Raw genomic sequence first — 15373 nt, 5'->3', positions numbered from 1 at the left:
GTCATTCGCCGGGAGCGCGGGCCTTGATCGCGAGGGCATGGACCTTGTCGCGTAACAGGTCGGCCAGCGCGGCGTTGACCAGGCGCTGCCGGGCGACCCGATTCTGGCCGGTGAAGCGGTCGGAGACGATCTCCACGGTGAAGTGGCTTTCGCCCGATCCGTCATGGCCGGCATGGCCGCGATGCTTTTCGCTGTCGTCGATCACGGCGAGCTGTTCGGGGCTGAGGGCGGCCTGCAGGCGGGCTTCGATTTCGGTGGCGACTGGGCCTTTTAGAATCTCGGTCATCGCCCCTATATAGGCTCTTTGCCCGTAGTTGCATCAGGACAATCTTGGCTAGCGATCCCTTCTCGAACCGGCGTTTCAACCGTTTCCATGGCCGCGTGGAAAGCGACCGCCCCTGCGCGGTTCCCGGCTGTCGCGAGCCGGGCGAATTCCGTGCGCCGCCGCTGGAGGGAAGCGGGTCGAGCCATGCCAGTGCCCATCATGAAGGCCCGCGCTGGCGCTGGCTGTGCCTGGAGCATGTGCGGGAATTCAACCAGGGCTATAATTTCTTCACCGGCATGAGCCCGGAGGAAATCAACGCGGCTCAACGCCCCTATGCGGGGTGGGAGCGGGAGACTCGGGCCTTTTCCACCAACGCCGCCAGCCCCCCGCCCAAATGGTCGGATTTTCAGGACCCGCTGGATGCCATCGGCGCCAAGTTCAAGGAGCGCGTGGCGAAGGCGCGGGCCAACAACAAGATGCGGCAAGACGGGAAATTCCTGTCGAAGGAAGACCGCCGGGCGCTGGACGTCATGGGGCTGACGATCGATGCGGACCGCAGAGCCTTGCGGCAGCGCTATACGGAATTGCTGCGGCGCTTTCACCCCGACCATAATGGCGGGGATCGAAGCCATGAGGCGTTGCTGCAGGGGGTGATCGAGGCCTATCAGCTTTTGCGCAAGGCTGAGGCTTTCGCATGATCGGTCAGAGCAGGAGCCAGCCGATGCCGGTGCCCATTTGCACAGCGACGATGAGCAGCAACAGGGTTGAAAAGGGCTGCTTTCGCGTCTTGTGACGGAAGATGTGGCGCGCAAGCAGGGCACCGGGCGAGCCGCCGATCAGCGCCAGGCCGAGCAGGTCTTTTTCCGGAATGCGGCGGCGGCCCACGACCGCGGCAGCCTTGTCCTGCCAGAAGCGCAGCATCGTCCAACCATTCAGCAGCAAGATAAGAAGAGAGAGGATCGCCATTTCCATGATGCTGCGGTAGCGAACGGGCGCTTAATTTCCCATTATAGAGTCCGGGCTTGCTCCCGGCCGCTGCCGCTGTCATAGGCGCCGCCCCTTCCCCGGAGACCAGTATGACGATGCCCCGCGCCCTGGGCCTTGATTTCGGCACGACCAACAGCGTGGCCGCACTCGCCAATGGCAGCGGGTCGGAACTGGTCGAGTTTTCCGGTGCCCAGGCGACCGGGCCGGTATTCCGCTCCGCGCTCTGCTTCTGGCACGACAGCGATGCGAAGGGCGGCATGGCGCATGAGGCAGGCCCATGGGCGATCGCGGAATATCTGGAATTTCCGGAAGACAGCCGCTTCCTGCAAAGCTTCAAGTCAGTGGCGGCCAGCCCGGTCTTCGAAAGCGCCAACGTGTTCGAAAAGCGCTTCCGATTCGAGGAACTGGGGCAGTTGTTCCTGTCGCGCATGGTCGGCCATGCCGGCGGGACGCTGGACCGGCGGCCGGAGCGGATCGTCATCGGGCGGCCGGTCGAATATGCCGGGTCGCGGCCCGATGAAGGGCTGGCACGGCGGCGCTATGACGCCATGTTTGCGGGGTTCGGGGACGAGCTTCATTATGTCTATGAACCGCTGGGGGCCGCGTTCAGCTATGCTAGCCGGCTGACCGAGGCGGCGACCATCCTCGTCGCGGACTTTGGCGGTGGCACCAGCGACTTTTCGATCGTGCGGGTCGAGGCGCCGGGGGCGGCGCGGCGTTGCGTGCCGCTCGGATCGGCGGGCATCGGCCTTGCCGGGGATCGCTTCGACTATCGGATCGTCGATCATCTGGTGCTGCCGATGCTGGGCAAGGGCGGAAGCTACCAGAGCTTCGGCAAGGAGCTGGAGATTCCGCGCAGCTATTTTGCCGATTTTGCCGACTGGTCGCGACTGGCGCTGATGCGCAACCGGCGGACCATGGATGAACTGGCGCGCTTGCAGAAGGCGGCCCATGATCCCGACGCTATCGGACGGATGATCACGGTGATCGAGAAGGAATTGGGCTATCCGCTCTATGATGCGGTGGGGTCATTGAAACGGCGGCTGTCAGAGGCTGAGAGCGCTATTTTCCGCTTCGAAGGCGGCGGGCTTGCCATCGAGGCGGAAGTGACACGCGCCGATTTCGAAGGCTGGATCGCGCCCGACATCGCCCGGATCGAGGCGACGGTGGACAAGGCGCTCGCCAAGGCGGGCGTAGCGCCCGATGCCATCGACCGGGTGTTCCTGACGGGCGGGACTTCGCTGATCCCGGCGATCCGGCGGATATTCGACAGGCGCTTCGGGAAAGACCATATTGCGACCGGCGACGAACTGACCTCTATCGCGCATGGACTGGCGCTGATCGGGCAGGAGGCCAATTTGGCCGAATGGGCTGCTTGATCCTTGCCGCTTAAGGCCCCACTCTATCGACATGCCTGTCCCTGATGGTTAGGGCAGTGCCGACCAGACCGTTCAAAGAGATTAGAAGATGACCGACATCCCGAACGTCCAGCCCGATACCCGCGCCGAAACGCTGTTGGCCTCGCCCGACCGCGAAGTCGATGCGCGCGACGTGTTCGGCATCGATGTCGACATGAAGATCCCGGCCTTTTCGGAAGCCGATGAGCGGGTGCCCGACCTTGACCCCGCCTATGTGTTCGACCCGGACACCACGCTCGCGATCCTGGCGGGCTTTGCCTATAACCGCCGCGTGATGGTGCAGGGCTATCACGGCACCGGCAAGTCGAGCCATATCGAGCAGGTCGCGGCGCGCCTGCGCTGGCCGTGCATCCGCATCAACCTGGACGCGCATATCAGCCGCATCGACCTGGTCGGGCGCGACGCCATCGTCCTGAAGGACGGGCAGCAGGTGACGGAATTCCGCGAAGGCCTGCTCCCTTGGGCGTTGCAGCGGCCGGTCGCTTTGGTGTTCGACGAATATGATGCGGGCCGCCCGGACGTGATGTTCGTGATCCAGCGCGTGCTGGAAACAGACGGCAAGATGACTTTGCTCGACCAGAATCGGGTGATCCGGCCCAATCCCTGGTTCCGTCTGTTCGCGACCGCCAATACCGTGGGTTTGGGCGACACGACCGGCCTTTATCACGGCACGCAGCAGATCAACCAGGGCCAGATGGACCGCTGGAACCTGGTGGTGGCGCTGAACTATCTGCCCGCCGCGACCGAGGCGCAGGTGGTGCTCGCCAAGTCCGGCGAGTACGACCATGAAGGCGGCCGCAAGGAAGTCGAGAATATGATCAAGGTGGCGGAGTTGACCCGCCAGGGCTTCATCAACGGCGATATCTCGACCGTGATGTCGCCGCGCACCGTGATAAGCTGGGCGCAGAATGCGCTGATCTTCAAGAATATCGGCTTCGCCTTCCGCCTGAGCTTCCTCAACAAATGCGATGAGGCAGAGCGGCCGCTGGTGGCCGAATATTATCAGCGCGTCTTCGGCAAGGATCTGCCCGAAAGCGTCGCCCACCGGGCGGCCTGAGCGCCATGATTGTCGTCGAACGGATTTCGCCCGAGGATACGGCTCATCGGATCAGCATTCGCGGCCATGAACTGACCGTCGATATGACGGCGCCGGACGGCCATGATGCCGGGCCGGACCCGCATGATCTTTACGATTCGGCCTTGGGCGCGTGCAAGGCGATGACCATGCTCTGGTATGCGCAGCGCAACGGCATTCCGGTCGAGGGCATCCATGTCGGCGTGGTTCGGGATGCGAGCCAGGAGCGGCAGGGCATCTACAAGCTGACGACGCGCATCGCGCTCTCCGGTCCGTTGAGTGAGGAGCAGCACGACAAGCTGATCGCCGTGGCCGCGAAATGCCCGGTGCACAAGCTGATGAGCGAGGTCGAGACGCAGATCGAAACCATCGCCGTGCCCTATGTCGGGGAGGGCGAGCGGCCATGAGCGAGACTTTCGCCCTGACACCGGAGGAAGGCCGCCTGCCCTTGGAGAACGCGTTCAACCTGCGCGACTTCGGCGGCTATGCGACCGCCGACGGACGCTGCGTGAAGCGCGGCATGCTCTATCGGTCGGGGACGATGGCGCTGCTGACGGATGGGGATGCGGACCATCTCCGTTCGCTCGGCATCAGGGCGATCTGCGATTTTCGCCGCGGCAACGAACGGACGGCCGAACCTACGCGCTGGCACGGGGCGGAGGTCGATTATTTCTGCCGCGATTATACGGAAAGCAGCGGCCTGCTGGGCGAGATGCTGAAGCGCGACGGCGCGACGGCGGACGATATGCGGCAGACGATGATCGCGCTTTATCGCGTCATCCCGGTGGACCATGCCGAATCCTACTGCGCCATGTTCGCGCGGATCGTGGACGGTCGCGTGCCGCTGCTGATCAACTGTTCGGCGGGCAAGGACCGCACTGGGGTCGGCGCAGCGCTGATCCTGGCGGCGCTGGGCGTGCCGCGCCAGACGATCGTCGCGGATTATCTGGCGACCAATGCCCATGCAGATTGGGACTGGCTGCTGGCGCAGCGCAACACGCTGGTGGCGCGGATGCGGTTGACGAAGACCGATATGCTCGAACCCTTGTTGCAGGCCGAAGCCGTCTATCTGGATACGTTGTTCGCGACGCTGGATGAAAAGCATGGCGGCGTGGACGGCTATCTGAACGACGTGCTGGGCGTGGACGCCACGGCGCGGGACGCCATGCGCGGGATGTTGCTGGACTGATGGCCGACCGTTCGCCCCTCGATGCCTTCAAGGACGTGCTGTCGGGCGCGGCGCGTTCGATCGCGCGCGACGCGGAGGTGGAGGTGAACTTCACCGCCGACACCCCGCATATGGCGGGCAAGGCGATCAAGGTGCCGATGCCGGGACGCAACCTGCCCGCCGAACAGGTGGCGCTGGCGCGCGGCTTTGCGGACGCCAATGCGCTGAAATTGCGGCACCATAATGCGAAGATCCACAATGCTGCCGCACCGGCTGATGCGACGGCGCGGGCGGTCTATGACGCGGTCGAACAGGCGCGGGTCGAGGCGATCGGTTCGCGGGCGATGGAGGGGGTGCGGGCGAACCTCAACCATGCGCTCGACCTGAAATTGAAGTCCGATCCGATCCGCCGGGCGCGCTCCGCCGATGAGGTGCCCTTGTCGACGGCGCTGGCGCTCAAGGTGCGCGAACGGCTGACCGGACAGGCCGCGCCCAAGGATGTGCTGCCGGGTCTGGCGATGGTCGACCAGTGGATCGAGGACAAGGCCGGGGCCGATCTCGACGCGCTTGCCATGGCGATCGACAATCAGCGGGCCTTTCAGAAGCTGACCTCGGCCATGCTGGAGCATCTCCAGCTCATCGACGCGGATACGCCGCCTGAAACCGACGATTCGGAAGCCCAGGAAGAGGGCGAGGACGAGGAGCAGCAACAGGAAGAGGGCGACAGCGGCGAGGATCAGGCCGGCGACAGCGACGCCTTTGCCGAGGCGCGGGCCGAGGACCAGGGCGGCGACACCGAGGACGGCGAGACCGAATATAGCGACGAGTTCGACGCCGACAGCGAGGAAGGCGCGGACGATATGGGCGAGGAAGGCATGATGCCGGTCCGCCCGAACCGGCCGATGTCGGACCTGCCGCCGGGCTTCGACTACAAGCCCTATACGCAGCTTCATGATGAGGTCGTGACCGCCGAGGATCTGTGCGACGAGGATGAATTGCTGCGGTTGCGCGGCTTCCTCGACCAGCAGTTGGTGAGCTTGCAGGGCGCGGTGACGAAGCTTGCCAACCGGCTCCAGCGGCGGCTGATGGCGCAACAGTCGCGGTCGTGGGACTTCGATCAGGAAGAAGGCCTGCTCGACGCGGCGCGGCTGGCGCGGATCGTGATCGATCCGACGCGCTCATTGAGCTACAAGATCGAGCGAGATACCGAGTTCCGCGATACCGTCGTGACGCTGCTGATCGACAATAGCGGATCGATGCGCGGGCGGCCGATCTCCATCGCGGCGATCAGCGCCGACATCATGGCACGCACCCTGGAACGTTGCGGGGTGAAGACCGAGATTCTGGGCTTCACTACCCGCGCCTGGAAGGGCGGGCAGAGCCGCGAGGACTGGCTCGCCGCCGGGCGTCCGCCGATGCCGGGGCGTTTGAACGACCTGCGGCACATCGTCTACAAGAAGGCCGACGAACCCTGGCGCCGGGCGCGCAAGAGTCTGGGCCTGATGATGCGCGAGGGGCTGCTCAAGGAGAATATCGACGGCGAGGCGCTGCTCTGGGCGCACAGCCGCCTGATCGCGCGCAATGAGGAGCGCCGCATATTGATGGTGATCTCGGACGGCGCGCCGGTCGACGATTCCACCCTGTCGGTCAACAGCGGCACCTATCTGGAGCGGCATTTGCGTCAGGTGATCGAGTGGATCGAGAACCGCTCGCCCGTGCAGCTCGTCGCCATCGGCATCGGCCATGACGTCACGCGCTATTATCGCCGCGCGGTGACCATCATGGATGCCGAACAGCTCGGCGGGACCATGGTGGAGCAGCTCGCCGGACTGTTCGACGAAGATTAGAAGCCCTGCTCGTTCGGGCTTCCGCGATGTCGAAGCCCCGGGCCTTCCCTTGAAAAGAAGATCGGCAGTTTCGACCTCGTGTCAGCGCGAGTGAGCGTTTTGACAGGAGAGTGCAATGAGTGTCGCCTTTCGTCGCGAGAGTGACGAGGAGCATCTGGAACCCACTTTCGAAATTCCGTTACCGCCCGGCCCCAATTGGGTGACGGCGCGCGGCCTGCGGTTGACGCGGGAGAAGGTGGAAGCGCTGGAGGCGGTCGAAACCGAGGCCATGGCCGAGGAGGACGCCAAGAAGCTGAAGCGCGAGCTGCGTTACTGGCGGACACGGCTGGCGACGGCGGAATTGCGGCCGGTGCCGGATGGGGAGGCTGTCGCCTTCGGCAGCCGTGTGGCCTACCGGCTGGGCGGCAAGGAGAAGCGGATCGACATCGTCGGTGACGACGAGGCCGAACCGACGAAAGGGCGCATCGCTTTTTCGGCGCCGCTCGCCCGCGCGATGATGGATGCCGAGGAAGGCGAAACCGTCGACTTTGGCGGCAAGCCGGGTGCGCTCACGATTCTGGCGATTGAGGTCATCGCGGACGAGTAAGCCCCCCTCAAACAAGGAAGAAGCCCTCCAGTTTCGGCTGGAGGGCTTCTTGCATTCAGTCAGGCGTTGCGCCCGGCTTCGAAGAGGAACCAGGCCCGTTCTTCCGCCTGATCGGTCCAGTCGTCGATAATGCCTTCGGTCGCATTGTCGCCCGCTTCAGTCGCAGCTGCCTTGGCGGCGCGCAACGCTTCGACGAGCTTCAGATTGTCCTCGCGCAGCTCGTTCAGCATGTCGCCGGGGCTGACATAATCGGCATCATTATCCACCACCGACTGGTGGCGGGAAATGTCACCGATCGAGCGCAGCGTGGTGTTGCCCGTCTTGCGCACCCGCTCCGCGATCAGATCGGTGGTGGCCAGAATCTGCGTCGCCTGCTCGTCGAACATCAGATGATAATCGCGGAAATGCGGGCCGGATACGTGCCAGTGGAAATTCTTGGTCTTGAAATACAGCGCATAGCTGTCCGCGAGCACGCCGTTCAGCGCCTGCGCGACCGACTTGGTCGCATTGCTGCGCAGATCCGTCGGAGTCTTGAGGTCGGGGGCTGTCATGCTTGGCTCCTGCTGAGGGGACTTGGTTTCGCAGATATAATGAACTGTCACCGATAAGGTGCCATGCCAAACAACGAATTTTAAGGCGGAATTTTCGGTCAGTCTGATGAAGACGCTCGATCAGGCGAGATGCAGCGCCGATACCGCCACGGCCAGACCGATGAGTAGCACCAGCCCCCCGCCGCCCCGGCGAATGGCGCGTAGCGGGAGCATCTTGAACAGTTGCTCGCGCCATAGGATCACGGGCATCGTCGCGGCGATGATGCCGATGGCACCCCCGGTCGCGGCGAGAAAGGGATCGGCGGTTCGCACGGCTATGCCCAGGATCAGGAATTGCGCGCCGTCGCCAAAGCCCAGGATGAAAAGGCCGAGCGCGGTGGTCACAAACGGCCCCAGCCGCCAGCCCGCCAGCGGATCGGGCTGCTTCGTCGGCCAGAACATGCCAAGAGCCAGGAAGATCAGCGCCAGCGAAAGGAACAACAGCCGGGCATCGGACCCCAGCATCGGCGCCAGAAAGGCGCCCGCCGCCGCGCCGATGGCGGCATTGGCGATGGCGGCCGCGACGACCCCCGCGATCACCGCGCCGTCGCGCTGGAAACGCATGGCCAGCGCCAGGGCGAGCAACTGCCCCTTGTCTCCAATCTCACCCAACAGGCAGCCGAGCAGGGCGATCAGCAATGCGTCCATGCGGCGGCTGTCTTGATTCGGTTCAGGCGGTCAGATGCGCGCCGGTTGCCGACACGGGCTTGGCGACCGCGGGCATCGGGATGACATCCCCCTCCGGCATTTCCGCCGCGATCGCATCGCGCATCAGGTCGAGATAGGACATGACCACCGGCCCCGCCCCCTGCAACGACAGCGCCGATTGCAATGTGCTCGCGAGGCATTCCACCGTATCGAGGTGAAAGGCGCGCGCGATGTGGCGAATCCGGTCGATCTCGTCACGCAGCCGCGCCACCGGCACATGGCCCCGTTCCCCCGCAAGTCCGTCGACCCGCCCCAGCAGATCGACAAGAATGGCCAACATCGGATCATGTCGCATGGAGAAGACTCCCCCCGTTCTCTGGCCTCGTCCTTGAGCCCCGACTCCTTCATGAACCAGAGCCGGTTAAGGCCGCGTAAAGTGTAGCATGGCGGCAGGAGTTAGACCACGCGCCTTGACATGGAACCGAATCTGCCTCATGGGGCACCGCTGAAACGGGGCGGTCCCTTCCTCGCAAGAGATTTGGGGGCCGCTCTTCTTTTTCACGATATTCACGACCAGGGACTAAGGCCATGGCCAAGCCAGCAACCGTCAAGATTCGCCTCGTCAGCTCGGCTGACACCGGCTTCTTCTACGTCACCAAGAAGAATCCGCGCACCAAGACCGAGAAGCTGAGCTTCCGGAAATATGATCCCGTCGTGCGCAAGCATGTCGAGTTCAAGGAAGCCAAGATCAAGTGATCTGACGGCGGCTCACGCCGCCTGACGATTTCAGGGTTTGCGGCCTGAAGCATTTTCAAATTGGCTGTTCGCAGTCGATGACTCGGAAAATGCGACATCCCACAATCTGGCGCCCGAATGAAGAGGCCCGTTCCCTTGAGGGAACGGGCCTTTCCTTGTTGCCTGTGAGGTTCAGAGCGAGGGCGGCGCATCGCCTTCCTCGCGATCGGGCGGTGCAGGCAAGGACGGCTTCCTTGCGCCGGAGAGCAGGGGCGATGCGGCGCCAAATCCTCAGTTCCCGACCGGCTGCCCATCCGTGCGGCGGACGACAATGGTCGAGGAGCGCGGCTGCTGCCCCGAGACCGGCCAGTTGCCGGTCGGATGCTGGATGTTGATGAAGAAGCTCTCGAGGTCCGGCGTGTAAGCGATGCCGGTGATCTCGCAGCCCGCAGGACCGACCAGGAAGCGCTTGGACGCCTTGCTCGTCTGGTCGACATGATACATCGAATTATTGCCGAAGGCCTGCGTCATGTTGACCGCCGCGCCGTTCAGCGTGCCCGCATTGCCGGTGAGGTTATGGTCGGTTTCCACCCACAGACGGCCCTGCGGATCGATGCGCAGACCATCGGGGCTGGAGAAATAATCGCCGCTGATATTCCCCTTGAGGTTCGCTTCGGCAAGGTTGGGATTGCCCGCCAGCAGGAAGACTTCCCAGGTGAAGCGGGTGGCAAGCGGCGAATCGCCATTCTCGCGGAATTTCAGAATATGGCCATGCAGGTTGGTCGTGCGCGGATTGGGATTGTCGGTGACACGGCGGCCGCTGTTATTGGTGAGGGTCACGAAGATCGCTTGGCGGTTCGGCGCGACCGTGATCCATTCCGGGCGGTCCATCAGCGTGCCGCCCGCGACGCGCGCGGCCGACTGGGTGTTGATGAGGACGTCGGCGGTGGTGTTGAAGCTGACCGTCGTCGGGGTCGGCGGCGTGGTCGACTGGCTGACATTGCCCGGATCGGAGGCATTGGCGACAAGGCCGTTCTGCCCCTGCACCAGCGCGCGCCATTCACCCGTGCCGTCGGCGTTGAAGCGCGCGACATAGAGCGTGCCATAATCCAGCATATCGATGTTCGATGCGCGGTTGCTGGTGCTATAGGCGCGGTCGGGCACGAATTTGTAGATGCAGCCCGGCGTCGAATCGTCACCCATGTAGAAGGCGACGCGGTTGTTGCCGTCATTCAGATAGGCGACATTCTCATGGCTGAAGCGGCCCATGGCGGTGCGCTTCGTCGGCGCGGCCAGTTCCTGATAGGGGTCGATCTCGACCACCCAGCCATAATTGTTGTTGGGCTGGGTCGTGTCGATATAGTTGTTGGTCGTTTCCTCGCAGGTCAAATAGGTGCCCCAGGGCGTACGGCCCGAGGCGCAGTTGTTCAGCGTGCCTCTTATGGTCGAGCTGAGCAGGCCCGCGGCCGGACCGCCGGCACGATAATCGGTGTTGCCGGTATAGCGCTTGTTGAAGCGCGAACCCGCTTTGACCGCGAACTTGCCGTCCGTGCCCTTGGCGATCTCCACGACGGAAACGCCAACGGCGGACAGGGCGATCGCCTTCTGATCGGCGGTGGCAGTGGCGGCTGTGTAGGTGCCGCTGGAAAAGAGGATGTTATAGTCCGGCAGCTCATGGTTGATCGCCAGCAGACCACCCGCATTGGGATCGACGCCCGACAGTTCGAAAAATTCCATGCCATCATGATTGCCGCCGGCCCAGAGGTTGGTCTGGGTCGCGCTGTTCGGGAAGCTGCCGGGCGCATAGGCGGTGCCGGTTTCGACCGAATCGCCGGCCTTCAGCAGCACGTCAATGGTGTAACCCGCAGGGACGGTGACGGTGTCGTTGCTGTTGATCGCAACCGACGCGAAATTGATGGCATAGCTGGCCGCAGGAGTCGGTGTCGGTGTGGGGGGGGTCGGCGTCGGCGTGGGGGAGGCCGAAGCATCATCATCGCCGCACGCCGTGAGCGCGCCCAGCATCGGCAGCATGGAAAGGCCCAGTAGGCCGTTCTTCAGGATGGTGCGGCGCGCCGGATTGGCGGCGACGATCGACTCCAGGCTGTCTTCGCCCGTAGTGATCTTGGGCTGCGCATCGCGAAAGGCCGCGCGCGCCTCGTCGGTCAGATGAGACATGGATGATACCCCTATGTACAATTCGGGCTGTCGGCTGGACACCGCGCCCTGGCGGACGGGGCATGGCAGAGGCGGATGACGGCAAGGCTGCGGAAGCGCGACGGATCGATGAAAACCATATGACAGGGTGGCGACAGAGGGAAAATGGGCGGTTTGCGGACCTATACCCCTGCCCACACGCCCTAAAGCAGCGCGTTCACCTGCTCGACGAAGCGCAGCACCGAAATCGGCTTGGACACATAGGCCTGCGCGCCTGCCCCGCGAATCCGATCCTCATCGCCATGGCCCGCATAGGCGGTGACCGCCATGATCGGCACGGCGGATAGTTGCGCGTCCCGCTTCAGCGAGATGATGAGGTCAAGGCCGCTGATATGCGGCAGGTGGATGTCGGTGATCACCAGGTCGGGATGGAACTCCCGCGCCTGCGTCAGCAGGTCGCGCCCGTCGCGCAGCGGCAGCACCTCATGCCCGTGTGCGCGCAACAGGTCGCAAAAAAGTTTGAGATTAAGTTCGTTGTCCTCGACAACGAGCACGCGCTTTGCCACCAGTCACCCGCGTTTGGAGAAATCCGCAAACATATTGGAAGCGCGCCCCCTAAGCCCGCCCTTCGTTGAGATCAATCATGCGTCCCGACATTAACCATGGCAAGCAACATAGTCCAAGCGAGGCTCGAGAGCCATCCGTACTGGCGCTGATGGCGCTGGCCTGGACATTGGCGGACGATCGCCGTGCCGACCGGCTGCTGGCCCTGACTGGACTGGACGCCGATACGCTACGGGCAGGCGTGGGCGATCCGGCGATATTGAGCGCGGTGCTGGCTTTCCTGGCCGATCATGAGCCGGACCTGATCGCCTGTGCCGAGAGCATCGACAGCACGCCAACGGCGCTGATCGCCGCGAAGGAGGCTCTCACCGCATGAACCGCCCACTGATCATCACCGATTGCGACGAGGTGCTGCTGCATATGGTGGTGCCCTTCCGGCAATGGCTGGACGAAAGCCATAATGTCCATTTCGACATGCGCGAGCGCGGCTTTGCAGAGGCTCTGCGTCACAAGGACAGCGGCAAGCCGCTGGAGCGCGCGCTGGTCTGGGAATTGCTGATCGGCTTTTTCGATACGGAAATGCATCGCCAAGCGCCGATCGCGGGCGCGGTGGAGACGATCGGCCGCCTGAGCCAAATCGCGGACATCGTGGTGCTCACCAATATCACACAGCGGCATCACCGGCAGCGCGAGGAACAACTGGCGGCCCACGGTCTGTCATTCCCGGTTCACTGGAACCAGGGCGGCAAGGGGCGGCCGCTGGCGGCCATCGTCGCGGAGCGTCAACCCAGCGTCGCCCTGTTCATCGACGATCTGGCCGAACATCATGGGTCGGTGGCGGATCATGCGCCCGGCGTCTGGCGCCTGCATATGGTGGGCGAGCCGGAGATCGCCGCCGAAGTCGCCGCCGCGCCCCTGGCCCATGCCCGGATCGACGACTGGGCGGCCGCCGAAACCTGGATCGCCGCCCGGCTGGCCGAAGGACCGGCGCCCGACTCTTTCCCAACCATCCAAGGAGCATCCGCATGAGCATCGAAGCCCGCCTCACCGAACTGGGCATTACCCTCCCCGCCGCCGCCGCGCCGGTCGCTGCCTATGTCGCGGCGGTGGAAGCCAACGGCCTGCTGCATATTTCCGGGCAGATTTCCCTGTCCGACGGCCAGTTGATGACGGGACGCCTGGGCGAGGACCGCGACCTCGATTACGGCGTCAAAGCGGCGCGGGCCTGCGGCCTCAACCTGATCGCGCAGATGAAGGCCGCGCTCGGCAGCCTGGACCGGGTCGAACGAATCGTGAAATTGGGCGCCTTCATCAGCAGCACGCCCGAATTCACCGACCAGCCCAAGGTCGCCAATGGCGCGTCCGAACTGATGGTCGAGGTTTTCGGTGACGCGGGAAAGCATGCTCGCAGCGCCGTGGGCGTGCCCGTGCTGCCGCTCGGTGCAGTGGTCGAGATCGACGCGATCGTCCTTGTCCGCCCGGCCTGACGCCTTCCCCTTCCTGACCGCGCGTCCCTTCGCCCATCGCGGGCTGCACGGGGGCAGGGTCAGCGAAAACGGCATGGCGGCTTTCACGGCCGCCATCGCCGGCGGTTTCGGCATCGAATGTGATGCGCGCCTCAGCCGCGACGGCGTTGCGATCGTCTTCCACGACGCCGCGTTGCAACGCATGACCGGCGAAGCGGGCACGGTTTCGGATCATGACGCCGGGGCGATCGACCGGCTGATGCTGCCCGACGGCGGCAGCGTTCCGCGCCTGCGAGCCTTGCTCGATCTGTGCGGGACGGACGTTCCGCTGCTTATCGAGATCAAGGTGGACGGGCGGCATGTCGCCCCCATCTGTGCAGCGGTTGCCGACGATCTGGCGCGGCGGCCCAAGACCCTGGCGGCAGTCATGTCGTTCAATCCCATGGCGATAAGCTGGTTCCGGCGCCACCGGCCCGCAGTCGCGCGCGGGCTGGTCGTCACCGAACAGGGCAAGCGAGGCCAGCGCAGCAGAATCGCGCGCGCTCTTGCACTTTGGACCGCGAAACCCGATTTTATTGCCTGTGATATTCGCGACCTGCCTTCGTCCCTGTCCACCGATGCCCGCCGGCGGGGCATGCTCGTGCTGACATGGACGGTGCGCGGCGAGGAGGAGCGCGCCTGCGCTGCGCTGCACGCCGACCAGATCATCTTCGAGCGGTCGCATGACTGAATGCGTGGCGCGCCTCGCCCAGGGCGTGGCCGAATTGCCGCGCGACCAGTGGGATGCCTGCGCGGGAGATGCCAATCCCTTCATGAGCTGGGATTTCCTTGCCGCGCTGGAACGTTCGGGCAGCGTCGGCGGCAATAGCGGCTGGCAGCCCTTGCCCTTGGTGATCGACGGAGCGGACGGGCGGATCGCCGCCGCCGCGCCGCTTTATGGCAAGACCCACAGCCAGGGCGAATATGTGTTCGACCATGGCTGGGCCGATGCATGGGAACGGGCGGGCGGGCAATATTATCCCAAGATTCAGGTCGCCGCGCCCTTTTCGCCGGTGCCGGGGCCAAGGCTGCTGCTGCGCGACGAAGGCCTCGCCCCGGCGCTGATCGCAGGGATCGAGGCGGTGGTGGAGCAGAATCAGCTCTCCTCCGCCCATGCGACGTTCATCGCGCCGGAGCAGGTTGCGCTGTTCGAGGCCGCGGGCTGGCTGATCCGGGAGGACAGCCAGTTCCATTGGACCAATCGCGGCTATCGCGATTTCAACGACTTCCTGGCCGACCTGTCGAGCGCCAAGCGCAAGAATATCCGCAAGGAGCGCGAACGCGCCGTCGAGGGGCTGGAGATCGTCCACCTGACCGGCGCGGCGCTGACCGAGGCGCATTGGGATATATTCTGGACCTTCTATCAGGATACCGGGGCGCGCAAATGGGGGCGGCCCTATCTGACCCGCGCCTTCTTCTCCATGCTGGGGGAGAGCATGGCCGACCGGGTGCTGCTGGTGCTGGCGTTGCGCCAGGGGCGACCGATCGCGGGAGCGCTCAACCTGATCGGCGCGGATACGCTTTATGGGCGCTATTGGGGCTGCACCGAGGACGTGCCCAATCTGCATTTCGAGCTATGCTATTATCAGGCGATCGACATCGCCATCGCCCGCGGGCTGAAACGGGTGGAGGCGGGCGCCCAGGGCGGGCACAAGCTGGCGCGCGGCTATGCGCCGGAGCCCACCTTTTCAGCGCATTTCATCCCCAATGCCAGTTTCCGCCGGGCGATCGCCGATTTCCTGGCGGCCGAGCGGCAGGGTGTGCAGCGGGACCGGCTCTGGCTGACCGATCGGACTCCCTTTCGCAAGGTCGAAACAGGGAACTGACGCGG

At 64.3% G+C, this 15373-nt stretch carries 20 protein-coding genes; 13 read left to right on the top strand and 7 right to left on the bottom strand.

Features of this window, described 5'->3' with window-relative positions; translation table 11 throughout:
* Nucleotide 1 precedes the first annotated feature (1 nt).
* Nucleotides 2–286 carry a BolA family protein gene (locus tag K426_RS00490; protein ID WP_066552946.1) on the bottom strand — a complete coding sequence of 95 codons (285 nt, stop codon included), beginning with the start codon at nucleotides 284–286 and terminating at the stop codon, nucleotides 2–4.
* Between the two features lie 44 nt (nucleotides 287–330).
* Here K426_RS00490 and K426_RS00485 point away from each other — a divergent pair, with 44 nt between their 5' ends.
* Nucleotides 331–963 (top strand): J domain-containing protein, encoded by a 633-nt coding sequence (locus K426_RS00485; protein WP_066552943.1) that lies wholly within the window; start codon nucleotides 331–333, stop codon nucleotides 961–963.
* Between the two features lie 4 nt (nucleotides 964–967).
* On the opposite strand, the gene K426_RS00480 is transcribed toward K426_RS00485, so the two are convergent.
* Nucleotides 968–1237, bottom strand: a complete 270-nt coding sequence (locus K426_RS00480; RefSeq protein WP_066552940.1) for a DUF1294 domain-containing protein — start codon at nucleotides 1235–1237, stop codon at nucleotides 968–970.
* A gap of 104 nt (nucleotides 1238–1341) precedes the next feature.
* Here K426_RS00480 and K426_RS00475 point away from each other — a divergent pair, with 104 nt between their 5' ends.
* The 6 genes from K426_RS00475 (at nucleotide 1342) to K426_RS00450 (ending at nucleotide 7346) form a co-directional block, all read left to right on the top strand.
* Nucleotides 1342–2631: an Hsp70 family protein gene (locus K426_RS00475; RefSeq protein ID WP_066552937.1), complete on the top strand. Its 1290-nt coding sequence runs from the start codon at nucleotides 1342–1344 to the stop codon at nucleotides 2629–2631.
* A gap of 88 nt (nucleotides 2632–2719) precedes the next feature.
* Nucleotides 2720–3727 (top strand): cobaltochelatase subunit CobS, encoded by a 1008-nt coding sequence (gene cobS, locus K426_RS00470; RefSeq protein WP_066552930.1) that lies wholly within the window; start codon nucleotides 2720–2722, stop codon nucleotides 3725–3727.
* A 5-nt stretch (nucleotides 3728–3732) separates the two neighbouring features.
* Nucleotides 3733–4152, top strand: a complete 420-nt coding sequence (locus K426_RS00465; protein ID WP_066552928.1) for an OsmC family protein — start codon at nucleotides 3733–3735, stop codon at nucleotides 4150–4152.
* Nucleotides 4149–4934, top strand: coding sequence for a tyrosine-protein phosphatase (locus K426_RS00460; RefSeq protein WP_066552925.1), 786 nt, complete (start codon nucleotides 4149–4151; stop codon nucleotides 4932–4934). Before K426_RS00465 ends, K426_RS00460 begins: the two co-directional genes overlap by 4 nt.
* Entirely contained in the window at nucleotides 4934–6760 is a 1827-nt protein-coding gene (gene cobT / locus K426_RS00455; protein WP_066552921.1) for a cobaltochelatase subunit CobT, read from the top strand. The genes K426_RS00460 and cobT overlap by 1 nt, the downstream gene beginning before the upstream one ends.
* A gap of 115 nt (nucleotides 6761–6875) precedes the next feature.
* Nucleotides 6876–7346 carry a GreA/GreB family elongation factor gene (locus K426_RS00450; RefSeq protein WP_066552919.1) on the top strand — a complete coding sequence of 157 codons (471 nt, stop codon included), beginning with the start codon at nucleotides 6876–6878 and terminating at the stop codon, nucleotides 7344–7346.
* 59 nt (nucleotides 7347–7405) lie between these two features.
* Here the strand turns inward: K426_RS00450 and K426_RS00445 are convergent, their stop codons facing one another.
* The 3 genes from K426_RS00445 to K426_RS00435 all read right to left on the bottom strand — a co-directional run bounded on the left by K426_RS00445 (nucleotide 7406) and on the right by K426_RS00435 (nucleotide 8939).
* A complete protein-coding gene (locus tag K426_RS00445; protein ID WP_066552916.1) occupies nucleotides 7406–7897 on the bottom strand; it encodes a Dps family protein in 492 nt (163 codons plus the stop codon).
* A 120-nt stretch (nucleotides 7898–8017) separates the two neighbouring features.
* Nucleotides 8018–8584, bottom strand: coding sequence for a TMEM165/GDT1 family protein (locus K426_RS00440; RefSeq protein ID WP_066552915.1), 567 nt, complete (start codon nucleotides 8582–8584; stop codon nucleotides 8018–8020).
* Between the two features lie 22 nt (nucleotides 8585–8606).
* Nucleotides 8607–8939 (bottom strand): hypothetical protein, encoded by a 333-nt coding sequence (locus K426_RS00435; RefSeq protein WP_066552913.1) that lies wholly within the window; start codon nucleotides 8937–8939, stop codon nucleotides 8607–8609.
* Between the two features lie 233 nt (nucleotides 8940–9172).
* On the opposite strand from K426_RS00435, the gene rpmG reads away from it, so the two are divergent.
* Nucleotides 9173–9340 carry a 50S ribosomal protein L33 gene (rpmG, locus tag K426_RS00430; RefSeq protein ID WP_007687342.1) on the top strand — a complete coding sequence of 56 codons (168 nt, stop codon included), beginning with the start codon at nucleotides 9173–9175 and terminating at the stop codon, nucleotides 9338–9340.
* 270 nt (nucleotides 9341–9610) lie between these two features.
* Here the strand turns inward: rpmG and K426_RS00425 are convergent, their stop codons facing one another.
* Together K426_RS00425 and K426_RS00420 are read right to left on the bottom strand one after the other, a co-directional pair.
* Complete coding sequence (locus tag K426_RS00425) at nucleotides 9611–11494, bottom strand: PhoX family protein (RefSeq protein WP_066552910.1); 1884 nt, start codon at nucleotides 11492–11494, stop codon at nucleotides 9611–9613.
* A 182-nt stretch (nucleotides 11495–11676) separates the two neighbouring features.
* Complete coding sequence (locus tag K426_RS00420; RefSeq protein WP_176392264.1) at nucleotides 11677–12039, bottom strand: response regulator; 363 nt, start codon at nucleotides 12037–12039, stop codon at nucleotides 11677–11679.
* Nucleotides 12040–12116: 77 nt separating this feature from the next.
* On the opposite strand from K426_RS00420, the gene K426_RS00415 reads away from it, so the two are divergent.
* The 5 genes from K426_RS00415 to K426_RS00395 are packed head-to-tail and all read left to right on the top strand — an operon-like array spanning nucleotide 12117 to nucleotide 15368.
* Nucleotides 12117–12413 carry a DUF3572 domain-containing protein gene (locus K426_RS00415; protein WP_066552908.1) on the top strand — a complete coding sequence of 99 codons (297 nt, stop codon included), beginning with the start codon at nucleotides 12117–12119 and terminating at the stop codon, nucleotides 12411–12413.
* Nucleotides 12410–13066 (top strand): hypothetical protein, encoded by a 657-nt coding sequence (locus K426_RS00410; RefSeq protein WP_066552906.1) that lies wholly within the window; start codon nucleotides 12410–12412, stop codon nucleotides 13064–13066. The genes K426_RS00415 and K426_RS00410 overlap by 4 nt, the downstream gene beginning before the upstream one ends.
* Nucleotides 13063–13524 carry a RidA family protein gene (locus K426_RS00405; RefSeq protein ID WP_066552904.1) on the top strand — a complete coding sequence of 154 codons (462 nt, stop codon included), beginning with the start codon at nucleotides 13063–13065 and terminating at the stop codon, nucleotides 13522–13524. Before K426_RS00410 ends, K426_RS00405 begins: the two co-directional genes overlap by 4 nt.
* Entirely contained in the window at nucleotides 13508–14233 is a 726-nt protein-coding gene (locus K426_RS00400; protein ID WP_066552901.1) for a glycerophosphodiester phosphodiesterase family protein, read from the top strand. Before K426_RS00405 ends, K426_RS00400 begins: the two co-directional genes overlap by 17 nt.
* Complete coding sequence (locus K426_RS00395; RefSeq protein WP_066552898.1) at nucleotides 14226–15368, top strand: GNAT family N-acetyltransferase; 1143 nt, start codon at nucleotides 14226–14228, stop codon at nucleotides 15366–15368. Before K426_RS00400 ends, K426_RS00395 begins: the two co-directional genes overlap by 8 nt.
* Nucleotides 15369–15373: the final 5 nt, after the last annotated feature.

Origin of the sequence: Sphingobium sp. TKS (genome assembly GCF_001563265.1) — a bacterium.
Classification (GTDB): Bacteria; Pseudomonadota; Alphaproteobacteria; order Sphingomonadales; family Sphingomonadaceae; genus Sphingobium.
The sequence above is the reverse complement of the archived record's forward strand: the minus strand, read 5'-3'. Positions and strand labels throughout refer to the sequence as shown.

Excerpts from the sequence above, each read along its gene's own strand:
- K426_RS00490 (WP_066552946.1), bottom strand. The coding sequence starts at position 286 with ATGACCGAGATTCTAAAAGGCCCAGTCGCCACCGAAATCGAAGCCCGC.
- K426_RS00480 (WP_066552940.1), bottom strand. The coding sequence starts at position 1,237 with ATGGAAATGGCGATCCTCTCTCTTCTTATCTTGCTGCTGAATGGTTGG.
- K426_RS00475 (WP_066552937.1), top strand. The coding sequence starts at position 1,342 with ATGACGATGCCCCGCGCCCTGGGCCTTGATTTCGGCACGACCAACAGC.
- cobS (WP_066552930.1), top strand. The coding sequence starts at position 2,720 with ATGACCGACATCCCGAACGTCCAGCCCGATACCCGCGCCGAAACGCTG.
- K426_RS00465 (WP_066552928.1), top strand. The coding sequence starts at position 3,733 with ATGATTGTCGTCGAACGGATTTCGCCCGAGGATACGGCTCATCGGATC.
- K426_RS00460 (WP_066552925.1), top strand. The coding sequence starts at position 4,149 with ATGAGCGAGACTTTCGCCCTGACACCGGAGGAAGGCCGCCTGCCCTTG.
- cobT (WP_066552921.1), top strand. The coding sequence starts at position 4,934 with ATGGCCGACCGTTCGCCCCTCGATGCCTTCAAGGACGTGCTGTCGGGC.
- K426_RS00450 (WP_066552919.1), top strand. The coding sequence starts at position 6,876 with ATGAGTGTCGCCTTTCGTCGCGAGAGTGACGAGGAGCATCTGGAACCC.
- K426_RS00445 (WP_066552916.1), bottom strand. The coding sequence starts at position 7,897 with ATGACAGCCCCCGACCTCAAGACTCCGACGGATCTGCGCAGCAATGCG.
- K426_RS00440 (WP_066552915.1), bottom strand. The coding sequence starts at position 8,584 with ATGGACGCATTGCTGATCGCCCTGCTCGGCTGCCTGTTGGGTGAGATT.
- K426_RS00435 (WP_066552913.1), bottom strand. The coding sequence starts at position 8,939 with ATGCGACATGATCCGATGTTGGCCATTCTTGTCGATCTGCTGGGGCGG.
- rpmG (WP_007687342.1), top strand. The coding sequence starts at position 9,173 with ATGGCCAAGCCAGCAACCGTCAAGATTCGCCTCGTCAGCTCGGCTGAC.
- K426_RS00425 (WP_066552910.1), bottom strand. The coding sequence starts at position 11,494 with ATGTCTCATCTGACCGACGAGGCGCGCGCGGCCTTTCGCGATGCGCAG.
- K426_RS00415 (WP_066552908.1), top strand. The coding sequence starts at position 12,117 with ATGCGTCCCGACATTAACCATGGCAAGCAACATAGTCCAAGCGAGGCT.
- K426_RS00410 (WP_066552906.1), top strand. The coding sequence starts at position 12,410 with ATGAACCGCCCACTGATCATCACCGATTGCGACGAGGTGCTGCTGCAT.
- K426_RS00405 (WP_066552904.1), top strand. The coding sequence starts at position 13,063 with ATGAGCATCGAAGCCCGCCTCACCGAACTGGGCATTACCCTCCCCGCC.
- K426_RS00395 (WP_066552898.1), top strand. The coding sequence starts at position 14,226 with ATGACTGAATGCGTGGCGCGCCTCGCCCAGGGCGTGGCCGAATTGCCG.